The sequence below is a fragment of the Rhodococcus sp. FW305-130 genome, from assembly GCF_058788335.1.
This window is the reverse complement of sequence record NZ_JBYTAP010000004.1, coordinates 631,545-658,528: the sequence shown is the minus strand read 5'-3', so window position 1 is coordinate 658,528 and position 26,984 is coordinate 631,545. Positions and strand designations below refer to the sequence as shown.

At 63.2% G+C, this 26,984-nt stretch carries 24 protein-coding genes; 10 read left to right on the top strand and 14 right to left on the bottom strand.

What is annotated here, in order from left to right; genetic code table 11:
- The first annotated feature begins 303 nt into the window (after positions 1–303).
- The gene (locus AC3WQS_RS16180) at positions 304–2,592 is read left to right on the top strand and encodes a DEAD/DEAH box helicase (RefSeq protein WP_492713544.1); all 2,289 of its coding nucleotides are present in this window, start codon (positions 304–306) and stop codon (positions 2,590–2,592) included.
- A 7-nt stretch (positions 2,593–2,599) separates the two neighbouring features.
- On the opposite strand, the gene AC3WQS_RS16175 is transcribed toward AC3WQS_RS16180, so the two are convergent.
- The 7 genes from AC3WQS_RS16175 to ssd form a co-directional block, all read right to left on the bottom strand.
- The gene (locus AC3WQS_RS16175; protein WP_019746648.1) at positions 2,600–2,950 is read right to left on the bottom strand and encodes an Rv3654c family TadE-like protein; all 351 of its coding nucleotides are present in this window, start codon (positions 2,948–2,950) and stop codon (positions 2,600–2,602) included.
- Positions 2,947–3,306 carry a TadE family type IV pilus minor pilin gene (locus tag AC3WQS_RS16170; protein WP_020968274.1) on the bottom strand — a complete coding sequence of 120 codons (360 nt, stop codon included), beginning with the start codon at positions 3,304–3,306 and terminating at the stop codon, positions 2,947–2,949. Before AC3WQS_RS16170 ends, AC3WQS_RS16175 begins: the two co-directional genes overlap by 4 nt.
- Positions 3,306–3,509 carry a DUF4244 domain-containing protein gene (locus AC3WQS_RS16165; RefSeq protein WP_020905984.1) on the bottom strand — a complete coding sequence of 68 codons (204 nt, stop codon included), beginning with the start codon at positions 3,507–3,509 and terminating at the stop codon, positions 3,306–3,308. Before AC3WQS_RS16165 ends, AC3WQS_RS16170 begins: the two co-directional genes overlap by 1 nt.
- A gap of 65 nt (positions 3,510–3,574) precedes the next feature.
- Complete coding sequence (locus AC3WQS_RS16160) at positions 3,575–4,159, bottom strand: type II secretion system F family protein (protein ID WP_020905983.1); 585 nt, start codon at positions 4,157–4,159, stop codon at positions 3,575–3,577.
- Positions 4,156–4,944: a type II secretion system F family protein gene (locus tag AC3WQS_RS16155; RefSeq protein ID WP_021342690.1), complete on the bottom strand. Its 789-nt coding sequence runs from the start codon at positions 4,942–4,944 to the stop codon at positions 4,156–4,158. Before AC3WQS_RS16155 ends, AC3WQS_RS16160 begins: the two co-directional genes overlap by 4 nt.
- Positions 4,941–6,122 carry a TadA family conjugal transfer-associated ATPase gene (locus AC3WQS_RS16150; RefSeq protein WP_084325658.1) on the bottom strand — a complete coding sequence of 394 codons (1,182 nt, stop codon included), beginning with the start codon at positions 6,120–6,122 and terminating at the stop codon, positions 4,941–4,943. The genes AC3WQS_RS16155 and AC3WQS_RS16150 overlap by 4 nt, the downstream gene beginning before the upstream one ends.
- Positions 6,119–7,213 carry a septum site-determining protein Ssd gene (gene ssd, locus AC3WQS_RS16145; protein ID WP_020905980.1) on the bottom strand — a complete coding sequence of 365 codons (1,095 nt, stop codon included), beginning with the start codon at positions 7,211–7,213 and terminating at the stop codon, positions 6,119–6,121. The genes AC3WQS_RS16150 and ssd overlap by 4 nt, the downstream gene beginning before the upstream one ends.
- Positions 7,214–7,525: 312 nt before the next feature.
- Between ssd and AC3WQS_RS16140 the strand changes: the two genes are divergently transcribed.
- Positions 7,526–8,344, top strand: a complete 819-nt coding sequence (locus AC3WQS_RS16140) for an HAD-IB family hydrolase (protein WP_019746641.1) — start codon at positions 7,526–7,528, stop codon at positions 8,342–8,344.
- A 390-nt stretch (positions 8,345–8,734) separates the two neighbouring features.
- Here the strand turns inward: AC3WQS_RS16140 and AC3WQS_RS16135 are convergent, their stop codons facing one another.
- From AC3WQS_RS16135 to AC3WQS_RS16115, 5 genes are all read right to left on the bottom strand, one after another.
- Positions 8,735–9,484, bottom strand: coding sequence for a Fic family protein (locus AC3WQS_RS16135; protein WP_020905979.1), 750 nt, complete (start codon positions 9,482–9,484; stop codon positions 8,735–8,737).
- A 56-nt stretch (positions 9,485–9,540) separates the two neighbouring features.
- The gene (locus tag AC3WQS_RS16130; RefSeq protein WP_020968270.1) at positions 9,541–11,265 is read right to left on the bottom strand and encodes a dipeptide ABC transporter ATP-binding protein; all 1,725 of its coding nucleotides are present in this window, start codon (positions 11,263–11,265) and stop codon (positions 9,541–9,543) included.
- Positions 11,266–11,270: 5 nt separating this feature from the next.
- Positions 11,271–12,227 carry an ABC transporter permease gene (locus tag AC3WQS_RS16125; RefSeq protein ID WP_003946092.1) on the bottom strand — a complete coding sequence of 319 codons (957 nt, stop codon included), beginning with the start codon at positions 12,225–12,227 and terminating at the stop codon, positions 11,271–11,273.
- Positions 12,220–13,146 carry an ABC transporter permease gene (locus AC3WQS_RS16120; protein ID WP_019746637.1) on the bottom strand — a complete coding sequence of 309 codons (927 nt, stop codon included), beginning with the start codon at positions 13,144–13,146 and terminating at the stop codon, positions 12,220–12,222. The genes AC3WQS_RS16125 and AC3WQS_RS16120 overlap by 8 nt, the downstream gene beginning before the upstream one ends.
- 125 nt (positions 13,147–13,271) lie before the next feature.
- Positions 13,272–14,888 carry a peptide ABC transporter substrate-binding protein gene (locus AC3WQS_RS16115; protein WP_020968269.1) on the bottom strand — a complete coding sequence of 539 codons (1,617 nt, stop codon included), beginning with the start codon at positions 14,886–14,888 and terminating at the stop codon, positions 13,272–13,274.
- Positions 14,889–15,252: 364 nt separating this feature from the next.
- Between AC3WQS_RS16115 and acs the strand changes: the two genes are divergently transcribed.
- Entirely contained in the window at positions 15,253–17,184 is a 1,932-nt protein-coding gene (acs, locus tag AC3WQS_RS16110; RefSeq protein WP_029254340.1) for an acetate--CoA ligase, read from the top strand.
- Positions 17,185–17,221: 37 nt separating this feature from the next.
- Here the strand turns inward: acs and AC3WQS_RS16105 are convergent, their stop codons facing one another.
- Positions 17,222–17,647, bottom strand: coding sequence for a MarR family transcriptional regulator (locus tag AC3WQS_RS16105; protein WP_041815521.1), 426 nt, complete (start codon positions 17,645–17,647; stop codon positions 17,222–17,224).
- 107 nt (positions 17,648–17,754) lie between these two features.
- Between AC3WQS_RS16105 and AC3WQS_RS16100 the strand changes: the two genes are divergently transcribed.
- The 5 genes from AC3WQS_RS16100 (at position 17,755) to AC3WQS_RS16080 (ending at position 23,516) form a co-directional block, all read left to right on the top strand.
- Positions 17,755–18,834, top strand: a complete 1,080-nt coding sequence (locus AC3WQS_RS16100; RefSeq protein ID WP_414210017.1) for a substrate-binding domain-containing protein — start codon at positions 17,755–17,757, stop codon at positions 18,832–18,834.
- A 110-nt stretch (positions 18,835–18,944) separates the two neighbouring features.
- Positions 18,945–19,565, top strand: a complete 621-nt coding sequence (locus AC3WQS_RS16095; protein ID WP_042950513.1) for an AmiS/UreI family transporter — start codon at positions 18,945–18,947, stop codon at positions 19,563–19,565.
- A 26-nt stretch (positions 19,566–19,591) separates the two neighbouring features.
- Positions 19,592–20,629 carry an aliphatic amidase gene (locus AC3WQS_RS16090; RefSeq protein ID WP_019746630.1) on the top strand — a complete coding sequence of 346 codons (1,038 nt, stop codon included), beginning with the start codon at positions 19,592–19,594 and terminating at the stop codon, positions 20,627–20,629.
- Between the two features lie 10 nt (positions 20,630–20,639).
- On the top strand, positions 20,640–21,695 hold the full coding sequence (locus AC3WQS_RS16085; protein ID WP_492713431.1) for an AAA family ATPase: 1,056 nt from the start codon (positions 20,640–20,642) through the stop codon (positions 21,693–21,695).
- A 135-nt stretch (positions 21,696–21,830) separates the two neighbouring features.
- Positions 21,831–23,516: a purine-cytosine permease family protein gene (locus tag AC3WQS_RS16080; RefSeq protein WP_019746628.1), complete on the top strand. Its 1,686-nt coding sequence runs from the start codon at positions 21,831–21,833 to the stop codon at positions 23,514–23,516.
- A gap of 55 nt (positions 23,517–23,571) precedes the next feature.
- Here AC3WQS_RS16080 and AC3WQS_RS16075 read toward each other — a convergent pair whose 3' ends face one another.
- Positions 23,572–24,963: an MFS transporter gene (locus tag AC3WQS_RS16075; protein WP_020968263.1), complete on the bottom strand. Its 1,392-nt coding sequence runs from the start codon at positions 24,961–24,963 to the stop codon at positions 23,572–23,574.
- Between the two features lie 173 nt (positions 24,964–25,136).
- Here AC3WQS_RS16075 and nhaA point away from each other — a divergent pair, with 173 nt between their 5' ends.
- Together nhaA and AC3WQS_RS16065 are read left to right on the top strand one after the other, a co-directional pair.
- Complete coding sequence (nhaA, locus tag AC3WQS_RS16070) at positions 25,137–26,471, top strand: Na+/H+ antiporter NhaA (RefSeq protein WP_019746626.1); 1,335 nt, start codon at positions 25,137–25,139, stop codon at positions 26,469–26,471.
- Positions 26,468–26,977 (top strand): phage holin family protein, encoded by a 510-nt coding sequence (locus tag AC3WQS_RS16065; protein ID WP_019746625.1) that lies wholly within the window; start codon positions 26,468–26,470, stop codon positions 26,975–26,977. The genes nhaA and AC3WQS_RS16065 overlap by 4 nt, the downstream gene beginning before the upstream one ends.
- Positions 26,978–26,984 lie beyond the last annotated feature (7 nt).

The following is a 26,984-nucleotide window of genomic DNA, read 5'->3' as shown; positions in this document are numbered from 1 at the left end:
TACGAACACAGAAGCTGCGACCGATTGTCAGTCAACCATGTTCTCCGCGTGCACAACAGTCGAAAAGGGAACTAAAAACGTTAAAAGTTCGCTACGAGAAAAACGGCCCACGATCGTGGCTTCCCGCTTGCGCGCCGACCACCCGGTTCCACCAAGACCGCCGGCCGTTGCGTATCATCAAAACTGCAGGTAGCGACAGTTTCCGATTGCCGTCACACCCCAACGCCGAGCCCGGAGAGTCACGTGAACGCACCTTCCCCGATCCCCGCCCCGGGAGGGAAGCCTGGCGACACCTACGGGCAGATGCTGCTCGATCGCGTCGTCGCCGGGGTCAGTGGAAGCGAAAAACCACTGATGTTCACCGCGCAGTTGCCTGCTCGCGTAGCCGAGTTCACCGAATGGCCGGAGTGGGTGCACCCCAGCGTCGTACGCGCGCTCGCCGAGCACAGCGTGCGGTCCCCGTGGATCCACCAGAGTGAGGCCGCCGACCTCGCTCACGAGGGAAAACACGTGGTCGTGGCCACCGGTACGGCGTCGGGTAAGTCACTGGCATACCAACTCCCGGTGCTGACGGCCATGGCGACCGATCCGCTCGCAACTGCCCTGTACCTCTCCCCCACCAAAGCGCTGGGCTCGGATCAACTGCGAGCAGTGCTGTCCCTCACCGACTTCGACGTCGAACTTCGCAGCACGAACGCCAGTGCGTACGACGGCGACACCTCGCAGGAACTCCGCACCTGGGCACGCGAGAACTCACGCTGGCTCTTCACCAACCCTGACATGATCCACATTTCGCTGCTCCGCACCCATCAGCGATGGGCGCACTTCTTCCGCAACCTGAAATACGTGATCATCGACGAATGCCACTCCTACAGGGGAGTCTTCGGATCCAACGTCGCGCTCGTGATCCGGCGACTTCGCAGGATTGCAGCGCGCTACGGCGCCGAACCTACCTTCATCCTGGCCAGCGCGACCACGGCAGATCCCGGCGCAGCGGCCTCGCGGCTCATCGGCGCACACTGCACCGAGGTCACGGAAGACGGATCGCCTCACGGCCCACGCACCGTCGCACTGTGGGAGCCTCCGCTACTCGAGGCATTGACCGGCGAAAACGGTAGCCCGGTACGACGTCCCGCGGGCGCGGAAGCAGCGCGGATCATGGCCGACCTCATGATCGAAGGCGCCCGTACTCTCACCTTCGTCCGCTCCCGCCGCGGTGCCGAACTGACCGCGATGGCCACCAAACGTCTACTCGCCGAGGTGGACCCGGACCTCGCCGAGCGAGTCGCGTCGTATCGCGCCGGATATCTGGCCGAGGACCGTCGCGAACTGGAAGCTGCGCTCGCCGACGGCACGCTGCTGGGCGCAGCCACCACCAACGCGCTGGAGCTCGGCGTCGACATCGCAGGCCTCGACGCCGTTGTCGTGGCAGGCTTCCCGGGGACCGTTGCCTCGTTCTGGCAGCAGGCCGGTCGCTCCGGGCGACGCGGCGAGGGTTCACTCGTCGTGTTGATCGCCCGCGACGATCCACTCGACACCTACCTCGTTCACCATCCGTCGGCGGTACTCGACAAACCCGTCGAGGCGACGGTGACAGATCCCGGAAATCCGTACGTCCTGGGACCACAACTTCTCTGCGCTGCAATGGAACTCCCACTTTCCGATGTCGAGGTGGACGCTTTCGGGGCTCTCGAGGTTCTGACCAGGCTGTCGGAGGAAGGCAAGATCCGGCGCCGAAAGCACGGATGGTTCGTCACCGTCGATTCGAACCCCCACGGCTCTTTGGACATTCGCGGCGGTATCGGAACTCAGGTGGCCATTGTCGACGGTGAATCCGGCCGGATGCTGGGTACTGTCGATGCGGGCCGCGCTCCGGCCACAGTTCATCCCGGTGCCGTGCACATTCATCAAGGCGAGACCTATGTCGTCGATGAACTGGACCTCGATGTCGGACTCGCATTGGTGCACACCGAGAATCCGGACTGGACCACCTCGGCCCGCGAGACCACCGAAATCACGATCACCGAACAACTCGAGCACAAGAACTACGGCGACATCGCCGTCGCTCTCGTCCAGGTCGAGGTGACACATCAAGTCGTCGGGTACCTACGACGGTTGACTTCGGGTGAAGTCCTCGACTCGATCGAACTCGACATGCCCGCTCACACTTTGCCCACCAGGGCAGTGATGTACACGGTCACGCCGGAACTTCTCGAATCCATCGGGGTGCCGCCCGAACGGTTCCCCGGATCACTGCATGCCGCCGAACATGCCGCGATCGGCCTGCTGCCACTGGTGGCGATCTGCGACCGCGGAGACATCGGCGGCGTATCGACGGCGATGCACGCGGACACCGGACTCCCGACTGTCTTCGTCTACGACGGTCACGCCGGCGGCGCCGGGTTCGCCGACCGGGGGCACAGCGAACTGTCACGGTGGCTCACCGCGACGCGCGACGCCATACTCTCCTGCGAGTGCGCTCACGGATGCCCGTCCTGCGTCTATTCACCCAAGTGCGGCAACGGAAACGACCCACTCGACAAAGACGGCGCGGTCAAGGTTCTGACCGCCGTCATCGATACGATCAGCTGAGACACGATCAGCCGATCGGACCCGCACGAGCGTAGGCCTGCGCGTCGCCGATCCCGAAGCCCGACAACAACACCGGTGCACGTATCTCGACAACTACATCCCACCCCTGCACCTCACATTCCGCGAGCACCGTACGCATACGCTCCGCGATCGCCGCGGACTTCGCACACGCAGACGCCTCACCTCCGTCCAAGGCGCCCGCACCGCCGAGAGCCGAAAGATCAGCGGCCGACTGAGCAGTGTGCCGGGCCACCACCGCGGACCCGACATGCAGCATCCCACCAGTCACCATCACGATCGCTGCCAGAACGCAGCACGCCAGAACCGTGGCAACACCTTCGTCGTCACGTAGGTTCACCCCTCTTCCACCCCTGACTCCACAGCTGCCACAGCCTCGGAAGAAATGTCGACCAACGGCAGCAACGTACTCTCGGCGCTGACAACGGCAACGGCAAAGCCGTCAACGATCTCCACCGAGATCGACGCATCTTGGGGTGCGATCCGGCGGGCCGTGGCGACCGCAGACTCACGATCACCACGTGCCACCAACCGCGCGGCCTCACGAGCGGCGTCGACACACCGAACCTGCATCGACACCGCGAGGACGCCACCGATACACAGCACGACCACCGTGACGATCGAAGCCAGAGCAATCGCAGCCTCCACCGTCACGGCGCCGTCGTCGGCTTGCCGAATACCTCTCGTGGACAACATCACACAGCTGTCTTGAGCGCCTTGTCGATGATGCCTGTCAGCGCCGAGACAATGGAGTCGCCGGTGACAACCGTGTACAGGACGGCACCGAATGCGGCAGCCGCAATCGTGCCGATCGCATACTCCGCGGTAGACATACCGTCGTCCTCCGTTACCAACAGCGCAAATCTGGCCGACATCGTCCTGAACGTCTTCGAAATCATTTTTCCCCCTTCAATCAAAACCTGTGGCAGCAGTTCTGCCGCAGGAGCTTTCATACGGATCCGGCTCACAACAGGCCGTTACCGAGCACAGTCGTGGCAAGCCCGATCACCACCGGGACGATGCCCAAGGCGATGAACGCCGGCAGGAAACACAGTCCGAGTGGACCGCTGATCAGCACTCCCGCACGTTCGGCCGCGGCAGCAGCCAGATCCTCGGCGTCACCTCGACTGCGCTCGGCGAGTTCGGCCATGGACGAGGACAGCGACGAACCCGAACGGGCGGAACGCCGAGCCATTCTGGCCAGCGCCTCGGTATCGGGATCGAGAGCGGCTTCGCTCCACGCGGCGTCGGGATCAGCACCGAGCGTGAGAAGGTCGGCGACGCGACTGAGCGTGTCAGCCATCGGTTTCGGCGCGGTCGACGCCATCGCTGTGATCGCGGCGGAGACGGGAAGCCCCGCTCGCAGGCAGGCCCCGAGCAGGTCGAGACTTGCGGCAACTGCGAGTGGATCCGGCTTGTCCGGGGCTGCAACCGAATTTTCTGTTGTTGTGTCCGCGAACAGAATTTCTGCCGCCCTGGCCGAAGCGCCGCGGCGAGCGGGAATGATCGCGAGCGCCAACGCGATCATCGCCACGGATGCCCAACTCACGACGTGACCTTCGCAGTTATCCGGTCGGTCCAGAGCAAACCAGCTGAGACACAGGCAGTTCCGATCACGAGCAGCACGCCGCCGAGCCCACCGCCGAACAGCACGCGCAGAGGCGACGCCCCCATCAACTGGCCGAGGCCGATCCCCAGCAGCGGTAGAAAAGCCAGCACCGCAGCCGTCGCCCGAGCGCCCGCCAACCCGGCCTCGGTGCGCTGACGAAAGCGTCTACGCCCCAACATGTCCGTCCGGACCGCGCCGAGTAGTTCAGCCAGCGCCAGACCGTGTTGGTCTGCGACCCGCCAGACGGATCCGATGCGGGAGAACTCACGCTCGATGCACGAATCCGGTACCGCGAAGGCCGCCGCGGCAGAACCACCGAGACGCGCCCTGGCCCCAGCGGACCGGAACACCGCACTTACTTCGCCGGTACATTCCTCGCCTGCAACAGAACTGGCACTTGCAGGATGCGCGCCGACGCTCAGCTCGGCGATCAGCACCTCCAGACCGGAGAGCAGCATCTTCTGTGAGAGGTCCCGGTTTTCGGCCGCCTTCGCGCGGCGCCCACGAAAGATCAAGGTTCCGGCGAGGACAACCGCCGCGCATCCTGCCGACAAGCCTCCGAGAACCCATGCGGCCGACACCGCGAAAAATGCGGCGACCAACTGCCACGGAATCTGCCGGGAGGGCTTGCGGATGCTCGGGGCGTACGTAGCGAGCCGAGCACGTGAATCCCGCACCGGCGCAATCGAGACCGCCAACGCGAGGACCAGGAAGGAAACTGTCACGTCCCGACCTCTCGATTGCGAAGCCGGAACATCCGCTCGAGCCGCTCACGACCCGAACCGCCGTCCGGCCATGCCTGCATGATTTGTACGTATCCGTCCGCACCGCGATCGATGACGCCGATCTGTTCGAGACGCCTCGATCCGTCGGCCGATCTGTGTACGTGCAGGATCACTTGAACTGCCGCGGCAAGTTGACTGTGCAACGCGTGGCGATCCATACCGCCGAGCGCAGCCAACGCCTCGAGTCTGGCCGGCACCTCTTCGGGCGAATTGGCGTGAACTGTGCCGGCGCCGCCGTCGTGGCCGGTGTTCATCGCCGTGAGCAGATCCGTCACCTCTGCACCGCGGACCTCACCGACGACGATGCGATCGGGACGCATCCGCAGTGCCTGCCGAACCAGATCGCGCACCGTCACCTCTCCGACGCCCTCGACGTTGGGAGCCCTGGCGACGAGGCGGACGACGTGCGGATGCGGCGGCGCTAGTTCGGCCGCGTCCTCGACGCAGACGATTCGCTCGCGCGGGTCGACGGCGCCGAGCATGGCGGACAACAACGTGGTCTTTCCCGCGCCGGTCCCGCCGATCACCAGGAAGGCCAAGCGAGAAGAGATGATGCGATCGAGGAGTTCGCGCGCGTCCGGTTCCACGGCGCCGTGAGCACACAGCGCGTCGAGACCCTGAGTTGCGGGCCGCAGCACTCGCAGTGACACGCAGGTTCCGCCCTGGGCCACCGGTGCGAGTACGGCATGAAGTCGTACCCCGAAGTGCCCGTCGCCGACGCCCCGCAGACGGCCGTCGACCCACGGTTGGGCGTCGTCGAGGCGTCGACCTGCCGACAGTGCCAACCGCTGCGCCAGTCGACGCACCGCTGCCTCGTCGGTGAACCGCACCCCTGACCTTTCGAGGCCGACCCCGCGGTCCACCCAGACCTGATCCGGCGCGGTCACCAGTACGTCGGCGACACCGGGTTCGTGCAGCAGTGGTTCGAGCGGCCCTGCGCCTGTCAGTTCCGTCTGGAGCACCCTGACGACCTCCAACAGATCCGTGTCCGCCAGAACGCCGGAGGACTCGGCTCGCACGGCGTCGGCAACGGTGGCCGCCGTCGGCTCGGCGACCGACGACGCCGTCAGCCGCTCGCGAACTCGGTCGAGCAGTTCTGTCGTGACCAACGCACTCATGCCGCAGCCCTGCGCGGGCGTGCGCCGGATTCGACGGCGTCGAGTACCGCTGTTGCCACCGCACTCAGCGGACAACCTCGGGTCAATTCGAGGCCACCGCGCTCGAGCATCGGCGCCAGCGAGCGGTGGCCGCGCATCACGGCCGTCAGCGGCAGGCCGAGCATGTCTGCCACATCGGCGCCGCGTAGGCCTCCCGGCGCCGGCCCACGCACGACGAGCCCGACATTGGAGTTGTGTCGCACCACCCAGGCTCCGACCTTCTCGGCAGCGACGCACGCAGCCACGGTGGCCGGAACCACCACGAGAACCAAATCCGACATCTCCAACGCGGCCTGACCTACCTCGCTGGGATGACGTGGCACGTCGCAGACCACGAGTCCGCCGGAACTGCGACCTGCGTCCAGCACGGCGCGAACGGCGGTCACTGTCGGACCGTCGATCTCGCGGCGACTGCTCGCCAGAACCCTCAAGAACTTTCCCTTTGCCGGCAGGGCATCGCGCAGCGCATCCGGGGCCAGCCGCCCGCCCTCGACGGTCAGTGCACCCCAACGCAATCCGGGGGTCGTCTCGATGCCCAACAGCACATCAGCGCCGGAGCCGAGTGCGTCGACGTCCACCAGTAGCGTCGGGACGTGACGTGCCGCCGACGTCAACGCGACAGCCGCCGCAGTTGCCGAGGCTCCGCCGCCGCCACAACCACCCACCACGCTCACGACGGTGCCGTCACCACTCACGTCTACGTGGTCGGCCAGAACTGCGACCAACGCGTTCTCCTCTTCCGGCAGGGACAGAACGCTGTCGGCTCCGATCGCGGTGGCGCTCTTCCAGTCGTCGACGGTCGGTGTGCCGTCGCACACGAGGAACACTCGCGTTCGTTTAGGGGAACGAGTCAGAGCATCCCGCGCAGCCGACGCGTCCAACACGACCGCCGAGGCCCGGTTCCACTGTTGCCGGGAAACGGGATGCTCGGCCTCGTCCAGACAGCGGTCCACCGCGGCAGCGACGCGGCGCACGCTCGCGAGGACCTTCGCGTCGTCGACGAGAACCAGAATGGGAGCCCCGGTTTCCCGAGAGTTGATCGTCGTGTTCATGACTGCAGAGCCTGAACGAGCACCGGCACCGAAAACAGTGGGTCGAGAGAGTCTGTGGACAACTGGGAAGTTGTGGAGAAACAGGCCTGAGACAGAGGACGACCCCCGCCAATGGGGGGAGGAGGCGGGGGCCGTCTGAGTTCAGCCCCGGGGGGTCGGGCTGAACTAGTTCGAACGAATCGAACAGCAACGATCTTACACCCGCCATTGGCGAGAAATGCAAGCCTGAGCTGCACTGAACTGCTGTTTTTCGCCGAAAGAGGACGCTTGCCGAGGAGCACACGAACCGCCTGTCGGACTATCCTCATTCCTGTGACCGACAAGCCTGCGAACGGACTGAATACCGGGCGGACAGCCGCTTTCTTCGATTTGGACAAAACGATCATCGCGAAGTCGAGCACCCTGGCGTTCAGCAAGCCATTCTTCGCCCAGGGTCTGATCAATCGACGCTCGGTTCTCAAGAGCAGCTATGCGCAATTCCTGTTTCTTCTGTCCGGCGCCGATCACGATCAGATGGAGCGCATGCGCGAGCACCTGACTGCGATGTGCGCGGGCTGGGACGTGGAACAGGTGAAGGCCATCGTCGCGGAGACTCTGCACGACATCGTCGACCCACTCGTCTTTGCCGAGGCGGCCGATCTGATCGCCGATCACAAGCTGCGTGGACACGACGTCATCGTGGTGTCGGCGTCGGGCGAGGAGATCGTCGCGCCGATCGCCCGCGCCCTCGGCGCCACCCATTCCGTGGCGACGTCGATGAGGGAAGAAGACGGCCACTACACCGGCGAGGTCGACTTCTACTGCTACGGTCCGGGCAAGGTCGAGGCGATGGAAAAACTCGCCGCGGAATACGGCTACGACCTCGCCGCCAGTTACGCCTACTCCGACTCGGTGACCGATTTGCCCATGCTCGAGGCGGTCGGACATCCCACCGCAGTCAACCCCGATCGTGCATTACGCAAGGAAGCGGCCGTAAACGGTTGGCCCATACTGACTTTCTCGAACCCGGTCTCGCTTCGCGCGCGATTGTCAGCCCAGTCCACGACGACGGTGGCCACTACTGCAGCGGTGGGAATCGCAGCTCTGGTGGCCGGCGCCATGACCTTCGGGCTACTGCGTCGGAAACGCTGAAATCCAATGCCCACAAACAAAAATTGGTACTTGCTGTGAGCCCGGACACAGGGTACAAAGGAGTTACGGAAGAACGGAAGGCCAGGAACGGCTCGGAAGAGAAGGACCGTTTCCCCAACTGAAATTCCTAGCACGGGCACTAGGGCACCCACGCGGAGCACAAGCCACTATAAGGGCAGAAGCGTTGTGGGCCTGCGAGATTCGTTCAATTTGAGCGAGGACCCCGCACCGGTTGCGGGGACGACCTCAGAAAGTGCGATCCCTCGCCGAGGCCACCCACACAACCCACCGAGCACGCTTGGTAACGAGTAGTCCGTGCTGACGGGCGGCGAAGTCGATTTATCGGCAGCGCCGCCCGTTCGTTATGTGCCGGCCCCGCCCTGTTGCAGACTATCCAGTCGCCGCGTCGGCGATCGAAGTCGCTTCTCGCGCACCGGCTTCGAGAGCTCCGCAGCACAAGATCACCCAACTGCCGACACCCGCTGGATTTCCCGAAGCGAATCCAGCCGCGCCGTCCGTGTACGCCTGCGGCCGCCGAAGCCAACTGACCTCGGGGACTCCCAGATTGTGCGGATCCAACCCGGACGAGACCGCAACCAGACGCGAAGCCGCACGTGCAACAATGCCGTCAGCGGTGCCGAACGGGCTCAGCGCCAAGAGTTCTCCGTGCACGACGGCCGCCAGAACCGGCGCCGGTGCACTGGTTCCGCCGGTAACGAGTTGCGCGAGAGCGTCCAACCGCTCCCCCACTCCGCGATCCGACCGTGGCCGCCCCAGTTGATCCGCGTCCTCGACGAGGTCTGCCGCGGCCAGCAGGTGCAGCCGGGCCAAAGCCTGCAGCGGGGCGCGCTTCCACGTCGACTCCATGAGGGGAAGACTGTCGCCGTCCAGAGCCTGAGCCACGCGCAGAGCACCCGCGAGAATCGGATCACCGGCCATGCCCTCGGCCGGCAATTCGGTGGTGCCACCGGCCAGCGATGCGGAAGCTCGCGCAGCGCGAACCGCGGCTTCGGCGGCAGTGGTGGGCCAACCGCGACGGTTGGTCTTGTGCCGATGAACCTCACCCAGAGCGTCGCGCGCATGATCGGCGGCGGCGCGTACGCCTGGAAGATCGACGAGGGGCTGCAAGGGGTCCGTCACGATCAACGACGGTACCCTTGCAGCCCCTCTGCGGACTTGCCTACCTACCTGTTGCGTCAGCTTCCCAGCGTGATGGACCCGCCGGGAATCGCGTCGAGCAACTTGCGGGTGTAGTCCTGTTGCGGATTGCCGAACACGTCGTCGATCGGTGCCGATTCGACGATCGAGCCACGCGACATCACCAACACGTTGTCCGCGATCTGGCGAACCACGGCCAGGTCGTGCGTGATGAAGAGGTACGTCAACCCGAACTCTGCCTGCAGGTCGTTGAGCAGGGTCAAGATCTGATCCTGCACGAGCACGTCAAGAGCGGAGACCGCCTCGTCGCAGATCACGACCTCCGGCTGAAGTGCCAACGCTCGCGCAATTGCGACGCGCTGACGCTGTCCGCCGGAGAGCTCGTTCGGGAACCGTCGCATGACCGACTGGGGCAGACCGACCTTGTCGAGAAGTTCGCGGACGCGAGCCTCCCGTTCTGCTTTGGTCCCGACCTTGTGGGTACGCAGCGGCTCTTCGATCGTGCGGTAGATCGAGTACATCGGGTCGAGCGTGCCGTAAGGGTTCTGGAAGATCGGCTGCACTCGACGACGGAACGCAAAGGTTTCCTTCGCACCGAGTTTGGACACGTCCTGACCGTCGAAGACCACGTTGCCTGCGGTGGGCTCGAGCAAACCGAGAACCATCTGCGCGACCGTCGACTTACCGGAACCCGATTCGCCGACGATTGCAGTCGTGGTTCCGCGGCGGACCTTGAAGGACACGTCGTTCACGGCTGTGAAGTCGGTGGTCTTGCGGAAACCCTTGCGCAGCTTGAACACCTTGGTCAGATGATCGACGACAAGAACGTCGTCGGTCGCCTTGCCGAAGGACTCTGCCGCACTTTCCTCGGCCTTGACCGCTTCGGCGACCTCTTCCGCCTGTTCGCGAATCTCGGCGCGCGCCACCGACGAGCTGAGCCGCTTCGACGCCAACGACGGCGCAGCCGCGACCAGCTTCTGCGTGTACGGATGCTGCGGGCGCTTCAGAATCTCCAGTGCCGGACCGGATTCGACGATACGACCCTTGCTCATCACGATCAGATGCTCGGCGCGCTCGGCGGCCAAGCCCAGATCGTGAGTGATGAGCAGAACGGCGGTGCCGAGTTCCGTTGTCAGACCGTCTAGGTGATCGAGGATCTGACGCTGGACCGTGACGTCGAGCGCCGACGTCGGCTCGTCCGCGATCAGGAGCTTCGGACGAGCGGACAACCCGATCGCGATGAGTGCGCGCTGACGCATACCGCCCGAGAACTCGTGCGGGTACTGCCCCAACCTGCTCTCGGCTTCGGCGAGTCCTGCCTCCTCGAGCAGTTCGGCGGCCCGAACCTTGGCTGCCTTGCCCTTGGCGATCCCGTTGGCGGCCAGTGCTTCCTCGATCTGGAAGCCCACTTTCCACACGGGATTCAGATTCGACATCGGGTCCTGCGGAACCAAACCGATCTGGCTTCCCCGGATGTGGACGAAGTCCTTCTCCGAGACCTTCGAGATGTCCTTGCCGTCGAAGATGATCTCGCCTGCCGTCACCTTGCCGGTGCCGGGAAGCAGATTGATGATCGAGTGGGCGGTGGTGGACTTACCCGAACCCGATTCGCCGACGATCGCGACCGTCTGACCCGGGTAGACGGTCAGGCTGACGCCTCGAACTGCCGGAACCGGACCGGAATTGGACTGGAAAGACACCTCGAGATCACGAATCTCGAGCAACGGAGTTTCCTCCGAGGTGAGAGTTTCCTTGGTGGTCATCGTGCTCACCGCTTCCGCGACTTGGGATCGAGGGCGTCGCGCAGAGCGTCACCCATCATGATGAATCCGAGAACGGTGATCGCCAAAGCCGTTGCCGGGTAGAACAGAATGGTCGAACCCTGACGCAGCGTCACCTGAGCGTTGCTGATGTCGCCGCCCCACGAAACCTCGGTGGACGGAAGACCGATACCGAGGAAGGACAGCGTCGCCTCGGCAACGATGTACGTACCGAGCGAGATGGTGGCGACCACGATGATGGGCGCCAACGAGTTCGGGATGACGTGGCGGATCAGTGTCTTGAGCTTCGAGACACCCAACGCTTCCGAGGCCATGACGTAATCGTTGTTCTTCGCCGAGATCACCGCGCCTCGAGCGATTCTTGCCATCTGCGGCCAGCCGAAGAGCGCCAGCACGCCGACGACGGTCCAGATGGTGCGATCGGTGAACAGCTGCATCAGGACGATGGCAGCCAGGATCAGCGGGATGCCGAAGAAGATGTCGGCGACACGGGAGAGGATCGAATCGGTCCATCCGCCGTAGAAACCGGACAGCGCACCGAAGATCACGCCGATCACCAGCACCGACGCCGTGACACCGACGCCCACGAGTACGGATGCGCGAGCACCGTAGATGGTGCGCGAGTACACGTCACAGCCCTGGCGGTCGAAACCGAACCAGTGCCCTGAGGTCGGCCCCTGCATGCTGTAGGTCAGGTCGCAGAACCGCGGATCGGTGCTTGTGAACAAGCCCGGAAACGCTGCGATGACGATGACCGCGAGGATGATGATCGTCGAGATGATGAACAGGGGACGCTTGCGTAGGTCGCGCCACGCGTCGGTCCACATGCTCGTCGGCGCCTGATCGAGTTTGACGGCGTCCGTCTCCCCCGGTGCCGCAACTTCGGGCGGCGCCACGAAATGACTTTGCCGGACTGCGCGTCCGGTCTTCACGGTCTCAGACATAGCGGATCCTCGGATCGAGCGCGGCGTACAAGAGGTCGACGAGCAGATTCGCGATCAGGTAGATCACGATCAGGATGGTGACGAACGAAACCACCGTCGGCGCTTCACCTCTGGTCACGGCCTGGTAGATCGTGCCGCCGACGCCGTTGATGTTGAAGATGCCCTCGGTGACGATGGCGCCGCCCATCAACGTCGCGAGGTCGGCACCCAGGAACGTGACCACGGGGATCAGCGAGTTGCGCAACACGTGCACGCGAACCACTCGTCCACGGGAAAGTCCCTTGGCGGTAGCGGTGCGGACGTAATCGGCAGTCAGATTCTCCGCCACGGACGTTCGGGTCAGTCGCAGTACGTACGCGAACGAGACCGAACCGAGAACCAGGGCAGGGAGCAGGAGATTGGTGAAGCTGGTGTTGCCACCGACCGTCGGCGGGACGATGCCCCATTTGACGCCGATGAAGAACTGAGCCAGGAAGCCGATCACGAAGATCGGGATGGCGATGAGAACGAGGCTGAACAGCAGGACGGTGCTGTCGAAGAATCCGCCCTTACGCAGGCCCGCGATGAGGCCGAAGCCGACACCGAAGACCGTCTCGACGATCAGTGCCATGAAGGCAAGTTTCATCGTGATCGGAAATGCCTGTGCCAGAACTTCACTGACAGGTCGTCCGGAGAACGACGTGCCGAAGTCCAGCGTGAAGATGCCCTTCAGGTACAGCAGGTACTGCTGATAGAAGGGGAGATCGAGGTGGTAGCGCTCCCGAAGCTGTGCTGCCACAGCCGGACTGAGCGCCTTGTCGCCCGCCAACGCGGCAATCGGATCACCGGGAAGCAGGAAGACCATGGCGTAGATCAGAAGAGTGGCCCCGAGAAAAACCGGGATCATTTGAAGCACTCGGCGACCGATGTACCAGAGCATCGGATCACCTCCTTGTCGATGATCGTGTACGTCAGCGGACAGTCCGGTGTGAACACGAGTTCGGGACGGCAGGCAGGGCGCCTGCCGCCCCGAACTCACGTTTCAGATGCGGATCGTTCTACGCGTCAGTTCTTTTCGATGTCTTCGTAGACCGGAACACCGTTCCAGCTGATGGTCACGTTGGAAACGTTCTCCGACCATCCACTGGCAGCGTTGCGGTACCACGTCGGAACTGCGGGCAGGTCCTTGAGCAGGACTTCCTGGGCCTGATCGAGCAGTTCCTGAGCCTTCGCCTGATCGGTCTGGCCGGCCGATTCGCGCAGGAGGCGGTCGAACTCGGGGTTGGAGTAGTCACCGTCGTTGGAGCTGCCGCCGGTCTGGTAGTTCTGCGCCAGGAAGCCGTACTGCTGCGGGTAGTCGCCCTGCCAACCGGAGCGGAAAGAGCTCTGGATGGTGCGGTCGGTGGCTTCGGTGCGGATCTGAGCGAAGGTGGCGTACTGCTTGCCCTTCGCGTCGATACCGAGGGTGTTGCGGATGCTGTTCGCCGTGGCATCGACCCATTCCTGGTGTCCGCCGTCGGAGTTGTAGGCGATCTCGAAGCTGCCGGACCACGGTGCGATGGCGTCGGCCTTGGCCCAAGCAGCCTTGGCCGCCTCAGGATCGAACTTCACGTTGCTGTTACCGGTCAGCGAGTCGTTCCAGCCCTTGATCGCGGGGCTGGTGAAGTCGAGTGCAGGCGTCCTGGTCTTGTTGAAGATCTGCTGGGTGATCTGATCGCGGTTGATCGCCATCGAGATCGCCTGACGGCGGAGCATGCCCTCTTCACCGCTGAAGTGCGGCAGGCGACCCGGGATCGTGAACGTCTCGATGGTTGCCGACGGCTGGTTGACGGTGCGTCCGGGCAGGTCCGACTCGAAGGTCGTGACGGCGCTCGGAGGAACCTGGTCGAGAACGTCGACGTTGTTGGCCAGGAGATCGGTGTACGCCGTGTCGAGGCTGTTGTACATGATGAAGTCGACGCCGGCGTTCTTCGGCTTACGGTTGCCGTTGTAGTCCGGGTTCACGACGGTGTCGATGCGGACGTTGTGCTGCCACGCGCCGGTTCCGTCGAGCTTGTACGGGCCGTTGCCGATCGGGTTCTCACCGAAGGCGGTCATGTCCTTGAACGCGACCTCGGGCAGCGGGTAGTACGCCGTGAAGCCGAGGCGATCGGGGAACGCCGACTCGGGCTGCTTGAGTTCGATGGTGAAGGTGGAGTCGTCCACAACCTTCAGACCCGACATGGTCTGTGCCGTCGGAACCTCGGCGGCAACTTCGTCGTAGCCCTTGATCGGATCGAAGAACGATGCCTGAAGCTGAGCGTTGGTGGAGAGGGCTCCGTAGTTCCACGCGTCGACGAACGACTTCGCGGTGACGGGGGTGCCGTCCGTGAAGGTCCAGCCGTCCTTGAGCTTGACGGTGAAGTTCTGACCGTCGGTGCTCTCGATGGACTCGGCAACCTCGTTCTCCGTACCGCCGTCTGCGGTGTACGAAACGAGACCGGAGAACAGTGAGTCGAGGACGCGGCCGCCCATGTTCTCACTCGTGTTCGTGGGGATCAACGGGTTCTGAGGCTCGCCCGCCCAGGCGTTGACGACGCCACTGGACGATCCGCCCGACGAATCGCCGGACGAACATGCCGTGATCAGCACTGCCGTCATTCCGAGCGCGACCGCGCCGGTCGCTATGCGTGAGATACGCAAAGGAATTCCTTCCACATCTAAGTGACCCCGAGCATGCTCGCGGCCTGCCGACAGCCGTAACTGCCGGCGTCGTGTCGCCTACAACTGAAAGTGAACGTGACTTCGAGTTGCGGTCGAATAATGGTTTGACAATAGACACATCGAACCCGAAGCGCGCACCGCACCCATTGTTGGAAAATTGGGGGTAATTGAATTCGGACACATTCATTCGTCGGCGGAAGTGACCACCCGTCGCATCGATTCGACCGATCGTCGCAGGACAACGGGTTGCAACGTGATGCAACGGTGCGTTTGAGCGAGCTTGTGACTACCCTCACACGGAGTCAGAAAAGTGTCGATCAATGTGGAAAGAAGGCCGTCAGCCATGACAAGCGCAGCCGAAACAGACGTCCCCCAGGCATATCCGCCGAGCGCAGAGTTCGCTGCGGCCGCCAACGCGGGACCGGAGTTGCAGGCTGCCGCAGATACCGACCGCCTCGCTTTCTGGGCGAATCAGGCTGAGCGCCTTCACTGGCACGAGAAATGGACCGACGTCCTCGACTGGACCGACGCCCCCGTCGCCAAGTGGTTCGTCGGCGGCAAGCTCAACGTCGCCTACAACTGCGTCGACCGCCACGTCCTCGCCGGCAACGGCGACCGCGTCGCCATTCACTTCGAAGGCGAACCCGGCGACTCCCGCGACCTGACCTACAACGACCTCCTCGCCGAAGTCAGCCGCGCCGCAAACACTTTCACCGACCTCGGCCTCGTCGCCGGTGACCGCGTCGCGATCTACATGCCGATGATCCCCGAAGCGATCGTCACCATGCTCGCCTGCGCCCGCCTCGGCCTGACGCACTCGGTCGTCTTCGCCGGATTCTCCGCCACTGCCCTACGCTCGCGCATCGACGACGCCCAAGCCAAGCTCGTCGTCACCGTCGACGGCCAGTGGCGACGCGGCGCCGCAGCACCCATCAAAACAGCGGTCGACGAATCCGTCGCCGGCGCCGACTCCGTCCAGAACGTGTTGGTGGTCAACCGGACCGGCATCGACGTCGAGTGGACCGACGGCCGCGACCTGTGGTGGCACGAGACCGTCGCGCAGGCCTCACCTGAGCACGAAGCGCAGGCCTTCGACGCCGAACATCCCCTGTTCATCCTCTACACCTCCGGCACCACCGGTAAGCCCAAGGGCATCATCCACACCTCCGGCGGCTACCTCACCCAGGCGTCGTACACCCACCACAACGTCTTCGATCACAAAGCGGGACAAGACGTCTACTGGTGCACCGCCGACATCGGCTGGGTCACCGGACACTCCTACATCGTCTATGGACCCCTCTCCAACGGTGTCACCCAGGTCGTCTACGAAGGCACCCCCAACTCCCCGAACGAGCACCGCCACTTCGACATCATCGAGAAGTACGGCGTCTCCATCTACTACACCGCACCCACCCTCGTGCGGACGTTCATGAAGTGGGGCCGGGAAATTCCCGACGCCCACGACTTGTCTTCGATCCGTTTGCTCGGATCTGTGGGCGAGCCCATCAACCCCGAAGCGTGGCGCTGGTTCCGCGACGTCATCGGCGGCAACAAGGCTCCCATCGTCGACACCTGGTGGCAGACCGAGACCGGCGCGATCATGATTTCCCCGCTGCCCGGTATCACCGCCACCAAGCCCGGATCCGCGATGGCACCACTGCCGGGCATTTCCGCGAAGATCGTCGACGACGACGCCAAGCCCCTCGGCCCTGGCGGCAACGGTTACCTCGTCCTCGACGAGCCGTGGCCGGCGATGCTCCGCGGCATCTGGGGCGACATGGACCGCTACCGCGACACCTACTGGTCCCGCTACGCCGAAGAAGGCTGGTACTTCGCCGGTGACGGCGCCAAGTACGACGACGACGGCGCCCTCTGGGTCCTCGGCCGCGTCGACGACGTCATGAACGTCTCCGGTCACCGCATCTCCACCTCCGAGGTGGAGTCAGCACTGGTCAACCATCACGGAGTCGCCGAAGCTGCCGTCGTCGGTGCCGCGGACGAGACCACCGGACAGGGCATCGTCGCGTTCGTCATCCTGCGCGAAGGCGTCGAGAACACCGGTGAGGTTCTGATCGCCGAGCTCAAGGCGCAGGTCTCCACCGACATCAGCCCCATCGCCAAGCCGCGTCAGATCACGATCGTGCCGGAACTGCCGAAAACCCGATCCGGCAAGATCATGCGCCGCCTCCTGCGCGACGTCGCCGAAGGCCGCGACCTCGGAGACACCTCAACCCTGGTCGATCCCAAGGTATTCGACGCAATCCGCGGCAAGTAAGGCCTTCGGCCCCCGTGCGCCTTTCTGGTAGTCCCCACTACCGGAAAGGCGCACAGGGGCGGAGCCCCTCTCGCAACTTCACTTCCTCTTTCGACGTCAGCCAAGACTCCTCGGCCACGCGAATGTCTGCGGCAACCCGCTTGTGCAGAGACTTTCCACGCGAGGAGAGAAACACGCGCACCTTCCGGCGATCGTCCTCACCGACCTCGCGATAGATCAGCGCAAGCGAGACCAACTTGTCCGCAACTCGCGTCAGCGTCGGAGCCGGTGTTCCCGTTCGATCGCGCAGCTCAGCCATCGTCAGCCCCTCGGTCGACGCCAAGGCTTCGAGCGTCATCCAGTGATCGAGAGTGAGATTCTCAGCCGCCAGCGTCTTCTCCGCCGCTGCCGCGGCCATTCGAGCCGCTCGGACCAGCGCGGTCGTCAGCGAAGCATCAAGAATTCCGGAGTCACTTTTTCCCACTGATCGCTCCCCCGCTGTTGCGTACTTCACACTTCTCGGGCAATACTTTCAAATGAAATGATAGTAACCCAGGCCAGGCCGCTGACTTCCGATTCCGGCGGCGACGCATGAGCGCTACCGGCGCGCTCGAACGCGCGCGCAGCGCCGTATGGCGCCTGGGCATGGTGGTTCCCCTCCAAGGACCGGCCGGACTGTTCGGTCCGTCGTGTGAGGCGATCAGCGAATTGGCCGCCCGCGATCTCAACAACTCCGGCGGCGTACTGGGACGCGAAGTCCAGATCGAAGTGATCGACGGCGGCGCTTCGCCGGGCGTCGTCGCAGCCCGCGTGCAACAGCTACTCGACGCAGGTGACATCGACGCCGTCAGCGGTTGGCACATCTCCTCGGTCCGCCACGCACTCGCACCGGTGGTCGCAGGCCGTATTCCGTACTCGTACACCTCGCTCTACGAGGGCGGCGAGGTCCGACCAGGAATCTACTGTTCGGGCGAAACACCACGACAGCAGATCGCGCCGGCACTGAAGTGGCTGCGCGACAACGTCGGAGCGCGCAAGTGGTTCGTCGTCGGCGACGACTACATCTGGCCTCACAGCTCGCTCGGGGCCGTGAGGCAATTCGCCACCGAACTCGACCTCACCCTGGTCGGCGGTTCGTTTGTCGATCTGGGGCGCGGCAACATGAAGCAGTTGGTCGAGACCGTCTCGAACTCCGGTTGCGACGGCGTGATCATGCTCCTCGTCGGGCAGGACGCCGTCGACTTCAACCGAACCTTCGCCCGCCGAGGCCTCGACGAGTCGATGATCCGGTTCAGCCCGTTGATGGAAGAAAACATGCTGCTCGCAAGCGGCCCCCGCGCAACCCGGAACCTGTTTGCCTCGGCAGCGTACTTCCGCTCGATGGTCGACGGTAACTCCATGGACCTGCTCGGGCGCTACATCGCACTGCACGGCGCGCACGCTCCGGCACTGAACAACGCTGCCGAGTCGTGTTACGAAGGGATACATACCCTTTCGGCCCTGGTTCGACGCGCCGACAGCACCCACCCGCACGCCCTGGACGCCGTCGTCGAAGGCGCCGCATACGACGGACCTCGCGGAACCGTCGAGTTTCGCGATCGCGTTGCACGACAGAAGATTCAGCTGGCCGTCGCCGACGGACTCGACTTCTCGATCATCGCCACCCTCTGAAACCTTCCCCTGAGATCCACCTCTTGACTTCTGTGGCGCGCATCACTTAGTTTCATTTGGAATCATTTCATTTGAAAGTAACCCGTCCCGAAAGTAACCGGAGGTGCCCGATGGGCAGTGTTGGTTTGCTTTACGTGGGAGCCGTCCTCTTCGTCAACGGACTGATGCTGCTCGGCACAGTTCCCGTTCGATCCGCCTCGGTCCTCAACCTCTTCGTCGGCGCACTTCAATGCGTCGTCCCCACCGTTTTGTTGATTCAGGCACAGGGAGATTCGAGCGCCGTCCTGGCGGCCTCAGGTCTCTACCTGTTCGGATTCACCTACCTCTACGTAGGAATCAGCAATCTCGCCGGCTTCGAACCGGAAGGAATCGGGTGGTTCTCACTGTTCGTCGCGTGCGCCGCGCTCGTGTACTCCTTCCTCTCGTTCACGGTGAGCAACGACCCCGTCTTCGGGGTCATCTGGCTCGCATGGGCAGCACTGTGGACGCTGTTCTTCCTGGTGCTCGGCCTCGGCCGCGAGAACCTCAGCCGCTTCACCGGCTGGGCAGCAGTCCTGCTGAGCCAGCCCACCTGCACTGTTCCTGCCTTTCTGATCCTGACCGACAACTTCCACACCACACCCGCGGTAGCCGCCGGTTGGGCCGGAGCGCTTCTGGTTCTCCTCGGCCTGGCCAAGATCCTCGCCACACCCAAAGCCGCAGTTCCCCAGACTCATCCAGTCTTCAACTGATCCACACAACCAAGGAGTGAAAGACAATGCGACACGGTGACATCTCCTCGAGCAACGACACGGTCGGCGTAGCAGTAGTCAACTACAAGATGCCCCGCCTGCACGATCGCGCCGGAGTTCTCGAGAACGCGCGCAAGATCGCCGACATGATGATCGGCATGAAGACCGGACTCCCCGGAATGGATCTGGTGGTATTCCCCGAATACTCCACGCAGGGAATCATGTACAACGAAGAGGAGATGTATGCGACAGCGGCAACCATCCCCGGTGACGAGACCGCAATCTTTTCCGCCGCTTGCCGCGAGGCCGATACCTGGGGAATCTTCTCCATCACCGGTGAACAGCACGAAGACCACCCGAACAAGCCGCCGTACAACACGTTGATTCTCATCGACAACAAGGGCGAAATCGTTCAGAAGTACCGAAAGATCCTGCCCTGGTGCCCCATCGAAGGGTGGTACCCCGGCGACACCACGTACGTATCCGAGGGTCCCAAGGGCCTGAAGATCTCGCTCATCATCTGCGACGACGGCAACTACCCGGAGATCTGGCGTGACTGCGCGATGAAGGGTGCAGAACTCATCGTCCGCTGCCAGGGCTACATGTACCCCGCCAAGGACCAGCAGGTGATGATGTCCAAGGCAATGGCCTGGGCCAACAATTGTTATGTGGCAGTTGCCAATGCAGCCGGATTCGACGGCGTCTACTCCTACTTCGGACACTCCGCGATCATCGGGTTCGACGGTCGGACGCTGGGTGAGACCGGAGAGGAGGAATACGGAATCCAGTACGCGCAGTTGTCCGTCTCAGCCATTCGCGACGCACGCGAGAACGATCAGTCCCAGAACCACATCTTCAAGCTCCTCCACCGCGGATACTCCGGTGTCCACGCAGCAGGTGACGGAGACAAGGGCGTCGCTGACTGCCCGTTCGAGTTCTACAAGCTGTGGGTCACCGATGCCCAGAAGGCTCAGGAACGCGTCGAGGCCATCACCCGAGACACAGTGGGCGTAGCGGACTGCCGCGTCGGAAACCTGCCGGTCGAGAAGACAATCGAAGTTTAAGGATCTCGCTGTGCCGTATATCACCGACATGCTCCATGACCGGAACAGTGCAGCACCGCCACCAGCCGAGGAACGATCCGAACCCGTACCGGTCGGGGCCTTCGACGCTCGCAAGCTCTCGAAAGCCCTGAGTTCCAAGATCGTCGGACAACAGGCCGCCGTCGACGCAGTGGTTCGGGCGATTTCGATCGCGCATGTCGGTGCCACGGATCCGACGCGTCCGCTCGCCAACATCCTTCTGGTCGGCCCCACCGGCGTCGGCAAGACGGAGTTGGTGCGGCGCGTGGCCGCGGAACTACGGTCCGGGCCCGACGATCTGTGCCGCATCGACATGAATGCTCTTGCTCAAGAGCATTATGCGGCGTCGTTCTCCGGGGCTCCGCCTGGGTACGCCGGCAGCAAGGAGTCCTTCACACTGTTCGACAAGAACACCGTCGAGGGCGATCCGTACACCCCCGGAATCGTCCTGTTCGACGAAGTGGAGAAGGCCGACCCCACCGTTCTACGTGCGCTCCTGCAGGTCCTCGACAACGGCGAACTCCGGTTGGCGAACGGTCAGCAGAAGATCTCGTTCCGCAACAGCTACGTGTTCCTGACCTCGAATCTCGGTTCTGCTGCGGTGGCGGAACGTCGACGGTCCCGGGTGCGGCAGCTCGCCGATCGCGTCCGGATCGATCGACCACACCATGGTCACCACTTGGTGCAGCGCGCTCTCGAGAAGTTCTTCGACCCCGAGTTCTTCAACCGCATCGACGAAACCGTGATCCTCGACGAGTTCGACGAACAGACCGCGGAACAAGTGACGCGGCTCGAGATCGAACTGATCACGACTCGGTTGGCCAGGAGAGGCGTCGACGTCGACGTGGACGACAGCGCCGTCGCTCTGTTGCAACGGCGCGGATTCGATCCGGTGTACGGAGCACGTGGCCTGCGCCGGACCATCCGAAACGTCTTGGCCGACCCGGTGGCCGCCGCCGTTCTCAACCTACGACCAGTCGGGACGCAGCCACTCGCCTTGCAGGCGCGGGCAGTTGGTGATCAGATACAGGTAAAGAAAGTCCCATGAGTGCTCGCTCACGTTGCGGATCGAATCCGCAACGTGGGCGACACATTTCAAACATGTCCGCGTAACGCCACCTCCCTAGGTTGGGTGCCTGCACCACAAAGTGCACATGCACAGGCACCCAGGGGAAGTGACGTCATGACAGCAGTGAACGAGCAGGTGTCCGCCGGCGCACCGGACAGGGCAGATCTCGGTGAGAACGCCGCACTGAAGGAGACTCTGGAGGACTACACCCTCCGATTCGCGCCACGCAGCTACCGCAAATGGGGAACCGGCGTCGTCGCGACCTCCGCACTCGGCGGAATCGCGTATCTCGCAGACTTCTCGATCGGCGCCAACATCGGCATCTCGTACGGCACCGGTAACGCATTGCTGGGCATCGCCGTGTTTGCCGTCGTCATCATGGCCACCGGCTTCCCACTCGCCTACTACGCCGCGCGATACAACATCGACCTCGATTTGATCACGCGCGGAAGCGGTTTCGGCTACTACGGCTCCGTGGTCACCAACGTAATCTTCGCGACGTTCACCTTCATCTTCTTCGCGCTCGAAGGTTCCATCATGGCCCAGGGTTTGAAACTGGGGCTCGGGATCCCACTCTCGATCGGATACGCGGTCTCGACCCTGATGGTCATTCCACTGGTCATCTACGGAATGAAGGCTCTGGCAAAGCTCCAAGTGTGGACGACGCCTCTGTGGCTCGTCATGATGGTGCTGCCGTTCCTGTATCTGCTGTTCAAGCACCCAGATTCGGTGAGCGCGTTCTTCGCCTTCGGCGGCGAGGACGGCGCAAACGGCAAGGGCGTCAACTTCGGATCGGTGATGCTGGCCGCGGGTGTCTGCCTGTCGCTGATCGCACAGATCGCCGAGCAGATCGACTACCTACGCTTCATGCCGCCCAAGACGCCGGAGAACACCCGTCGTTGGTGGGCTGCAGTAATTCTCGCGGGGCCCGGCTGGGTCATCTTCGGCGCGTTCAAGCAGATCGTCGGACTGTTCCTCGCCGTGTACATCATCGCGAACGTCGTCGACGGATCTTCGATCGCCAACCAGCCCGTGCACCAGTTTCTCGAGATCTACCAGGACATGATGCCGCACTGGCTGGCCATGACCCTTGCCGTGATCCTCGTGGTCATCAGCCAGATCAAGATCAACGTCACCAACGCGTACTCCGGCTCACTGGCCTGGACCAACTCGTACACCCGCGTCACCAAGACCTACCCGGGACGCATGATCTTCGTTCTGGTCAACCTGGCGATCGCACTGATCTTGATGGAAGCCAACATGTTCGACTTCCTCAACACGATCCTGGGCTTCTACGCGAACTGCGGTATCGCCTGGGTCGTGGTCGTCGCCTCCGACATCGCGATCAACAAGTACTGGTTGAAGCTCTCCCCGAAGGTCCCCGAGTTCCGACGCGGGATGCTCTACGACGTCAATCCTGTCGGCTTCGTGTCGATGCTGCTGGCCGCGGGCATTTCGATCCTGGTGTTCTTCGGTGCTTTCGGTTCGGCGATCAAGCCGTTCTCCCCGATCGTCGCGATCGTCATCGCACTGGTGATGCCGCCGGTCCTCGCCGTCGCCACCAAGGGCAAGTACTACCTACGACGCACCGACGACGGCATCGATCTGCCGATGTTCGACGAGTACGGGAACCCCTCGGGTGAAACGCTTCTGTGCTGCGTCAGCGGCATCGAGTTCGAGCGACCCGACATGCTCGCGTCGAACGTTCCCGGCCCGAACGGCGAGAAGCAGTACATCAGTTCCTTGGCCTTGAGCACCGACAAGACCGGTGAGCACGTCCTGCCTGCTCAGCTTCCCTGACAACTGCTGTGCGCCTTTATTAACCGCCGGGGGTTAATAAAGGCGCACAGCAGGGTTATGCCCCTACATCGTCTAGCGACTCACCCTTCGTCTCGCGCATGACCAGCAGCGCAACAAAAGTCAGCGTCGCCGCCACGAGGAGGTAGATGCCGACCCAGCCGACGCCGTAGTTCTTCGCGAGGTAGACGGCGATGAACGGCGCCACCGCAGCGCCCAGAATGCTGGCGGTGTTGTACGCGATTCCCGAGCCCGTGTAGCGGACGTTGGTCGGGAAGAGTTCCGGGAGAACGGCACTCATCGGCCCAAAGGTCAGGCCCATGAGCAGCATGCCCACGATGAGGAACGCCAACATACGACCGTCGTTCATTCCGTCCGGTTCGAGGAACACGCCGAAGGTCAAGCCGAACACCATGATCAGGCCGGTGATGATTAGCAGCGTGATGCGACGCCCGTAACGGTCCGCAAGCCAACCCGAGACCGGCACGGCAGCAGCGAAGAACACGACTGCGATGAGCTGCAGAACAAGGAAATCGGTGTACTTGAAGCCGGCGCCAGTTCCGCCGTCGGCCGCCGTCTTGCCGGTTCCGTGGCTGAGCACCCAGGTGGTCATGATGTAGAAGAGCGTGTACGTCGCGAGCATCACGAACGTACCGATGATCAGCTGACGCCAGCTGGTCTTGAATACCTCGGCGACCGGGGTCTTGACCTTCTCGCCGCGCTCGACTGCGCGCGCGAACACCGGGGTCTCTTCGAGCTTGAGCCTGACGTACAGGCCGATCATCACCATGATTGCGCTGAGCAGGAACGGAATTCGCCACCCCCAGCTCAGGAAGGCACCTTCGAGGTCCGGGCTGGAATTGTCGTGGTTCATGAACAACGTGATGATCAGGAACAGTCCGTTGGCCATGAAGAAGCCGATGGGTGCACCGAGCTGCGGCCACATCGCCGCCCAGGCCCGCTTGCCTTCCTTGGCCGTCTCGGTCGCGAGCAGAGCCGCGCCAGACCATTCGCCGCCGAGTCCGAGGCCCTGGCAGAAACGCATGAGCGCCAACAGCGCCGGGGCCAGTAGACCGATCTGGTGATAAGTGGGCAGCAGTCCGATGAGGAAGGTCGCGATGCCCATCGTCAGCAGCGAGCCGACCAGAGTTGCCTTGCGTCCGACGCGGTCACCGAAGTGTCCGAAGAGAATCGAGCCGAGGGGACGGGCGACAAACGCGAGTCCGAACGTCGCCAACGACGCGAGAAGCGCGGTGGTGTCGTTGCCCTTCGGGAAGAACAGGTGCGGGAACACCGATACTGCCGCTGTTGCATAGATGTAGAAGTCGTAGAACTCGATGGACGTACCCACCATGCTGGCAACCACGATTCGGCTGCGCGGCACTCCGGCGACGGTATCTGCGTCGCCGCCCTCCGGCTTGGGTGGGTTCTCACTGACTGACGTGCTCAAAACATGCTCCTGCGCCGTTATACGAAAATTGTCCAATTGGTGGGATGGTGTCCCAATCAGTAGGAATTGAACACCCGCGGGGTTTTCCGGCGCAAATTCGGTTCGCGAATTCGGCTCAGCGAGCAATCCGCGATAAAATCCCGTAAAGGTGAGCCGGGAAGTCTGGTCGGCACGTGCATTCGATGCTTTACAACGTCGATCACGTTCATGTCTGTTGCATCCGAACTCGGGTGCACGAACAAAGGTCGTCCCCACGCGTGATCTCCACTTTGCGTTCCGAACTGTCCCGCTATCTCCGCACCGAAACGGTGGGCGGATCGATACTGCTCATCGCCGCTGCCGTCGCTCTGATCTGGGTGAACTCACCTTTCGGTGAGAGCTACATCGCACTGCGCGACTTCCAGATCGGCCCGTCTGCACTCCATCTGGACCTCAGCCTTGGCACCTGGGCGCAAGACGGACTGCTTGCCGTCTTCTTCTTCGTCGCCGGCCTCGAACTCAAACGCGAACTGGTGGTCGGCGAGCTCGCGGACCGCAAAGCCGCGATGCTCCCGATCATCGCGGCGTGCGGCGGCGTCCTGGTCCCCGCGATCATCGCGGCGTCCATCGGCTTCGGCACTCCAGGTATGGACAAGGGCTGGGCCATTCCCGTCGCGACGGACATCGCTTTTGCCCTCGGCGTGCTCGCTCTCACCGGATCGAAGATCCCCGCAAGCGCCCGAGTCTTCCTGCTCAGCCTGGCCGTCGTCGACGATCTGCTCGCCATCATCCTCATCGCCGTACTGTTCACCGGCTCCCTCGCGATGTTGTGGCTGCTGACCGCGGCCGCAGCCCTCGCTGTCTACGCCTACGCCCAGCACAAGCGCATCACGACGCCGTTCCTCTACGTCCCGCTGGCACTACTGACCTGGTACGCGATGCACGAAGCGGGGATACACGCCACACTCGCGGGCGTCGCGCTCGGCCTACTCACCCGTGTCAGGCGCGATCCGGACGAGGAATACGCGCCGGGCAGCCGCCTCGAGCACCGCATTCAGCCGTACTCCGCAGGCTTCTGCGTCCCCGTGTTCGCACTGTTCGCCTCCGGTGTTCCGATCAACGCCGCGGTACTCGGCGACATTTTCACCGACCCCGTCGGGCAATCGGTTGTCGTCGGCCTTCTGGTCGGAAAGACCGTCGGAATCTTCGGAATTTCCCTGCTCGCGATCAAATTGGGCATAGCCACCAAGCCCAAGACACTGGAATTGAGAGACATGTTTGCCCTCTCAGTTCTCGGTGGCATCGGGTTCACCGTTAGCCTGCTTGTAGCAGACCTCGCATTGGACGGGGTCGGCGATGGCAGCGAGGCCGAGATAGCGAAGGCCGCAGTTCTCGTGACATCGTTGGTGGCATCGCTGATCGGATCAGCGCTGCTGTGGCGACGTGGACGAGTTCATGCGGCTCGAGACGACGCTTCCACCGCCATTGCCACGGACGCGAGAGAACTACCTGGAGAGGTCGACAAGTGAGCTTGACCAACGGAGAGAGCCAGCGCTTCACCGGAGATGGAGTACCGAACACGGTCTCGTCCATCCCTCTCACCGATGTGGACGCCCGCACGCCGGGTGAGGCCACCATCGGGGCCCTCGTCAAGGACGCGACCGCACAGGTCTCCACCCTCGTGCGCGCCGAGGTTGAACTTGCCAAGGCCGAGGTCACGGGCGAGGTCAAGAAGGGTCTGCAGGGCAGTGTCTTCTTCATCCTGGCCTTCACGGTTCTGCTGTTCAGCTCGTTTTTCTTCTTTTTCTTCCTGGCCGAGATGCTCGATACCTGGGTGCCGCGCTGGCTGGCGTTCCTCATCGTCTTCCTGATCATGGTGGTGACCACCGCGATTCTGGCGCTGCTCGGTTATCTGCGTGTGCGCAAGCTGAGGGCTCCGGAGAAGACGATCGAATCGCTCAAGCAGGCCAAGAACGTCCTTCCCGGCAGCCATGACGACGCAAAGCCGTCTGTCGATTTCAACGCGCGCCGGTAGCGAGTCT

Excerpts from the sequence above, each read along its gene's own strand:
- AC3WQS_RS16180 (WP_492713544.1), top strand. The coding sequence starts at position 304 with ATGCTGCTCGATCGCGTCGTCGCCGGGGTCAGTGGAAGCGAAAAACCA.
- AC3WQS_RS16170 (WP_020968274.1), bottom strand. The coding sequence starts at position 3,306 with ATGTTGTCCACGAGAGGTATTCGGCAAGCCGACGACGGCGCCGTGACG.
- AC3WQS_RS16165 (WP_020905984.1), bottom strand. The coding sequence starts at position 3,509 with ATGATTTCGAAGACGTTCAGGACGATGTCGGCCAGATTTGCGCTGTTG.
- AC3WQS_RS16150 (WP_084325658.1), bottom strand. The coding sequence starts at position 6,122 with ATGAGTGCGTTGGTCACGACAGAACTGCTCGACCGAGTTCGCGAGCGG.
- ssd (WP_020905980.1), bottom strand. The coding sequence starts at position 7,213 with ATGAACACGACGATCAACTCTCGGGAAACCGGGGCTCCCATTCTGGTT.
- AC3WQS_RS16130 (WP_020968270.1), bottom strand. The coding sequence starts at position 11,265 with ATGACCACCAAGGAAACTCTCACCTCGGAGGAAACTCCGTTGCTCGAG.
- AC3WQS_RS16125 (WP_003946092.1), bottom strand. The coding sequence starts at position 12,227 with ATGTCTGAGACCGTGAAGACCGGACGCGCAGTCCGGCAAAGTCATTTC.
- AC3WQS_RS16120 (WP_019746637.1), bottom strand. The coding sequence starts at position 13,146 with ATGCTCTGGTACATCGGTCGCCGAGTGCTTCAAATGATCCCGGTTTTT.
- acs (WP_029254340.1), top strand. The coding sequence starts at position 15,253 with ATGACAAGCGCAGCCGAAACAGACGTCCCCCAGGCATATCCGCCGAGC.
- AC3WQS_RS16100 (WP_414210017.1), top strand. The coding sequence starts at position 17,755 with ATGAGCGCTACCGGCGCGCTCGAACGCGCGCGCAGCGCCGTATGGCGC.
- AC3WQS_RS16095 (WP_042950513.1), top strand. The coding sequence starts at position 18,945 with ATGGGCAGTGTTGGTTTGCTTTACGTGGGAGCCGTCCTCTTCGTCAAC.
- AC3WQS_RS16090 (WP_019746630.1), top strand. The coding sequence starts at position 19,592 with ATGCGACACGGTGACATCTCCTCGAGCAACGACACGGTCGGCGTAGCA.
- AC3WQS_RS16080 (WP_019746628.1), top strand. The coding sequence starts at position 21,831 with ATGACAGCAGTGAACGAGCAGGTGTCCGCCGGCGCACCGGACAGGGCA.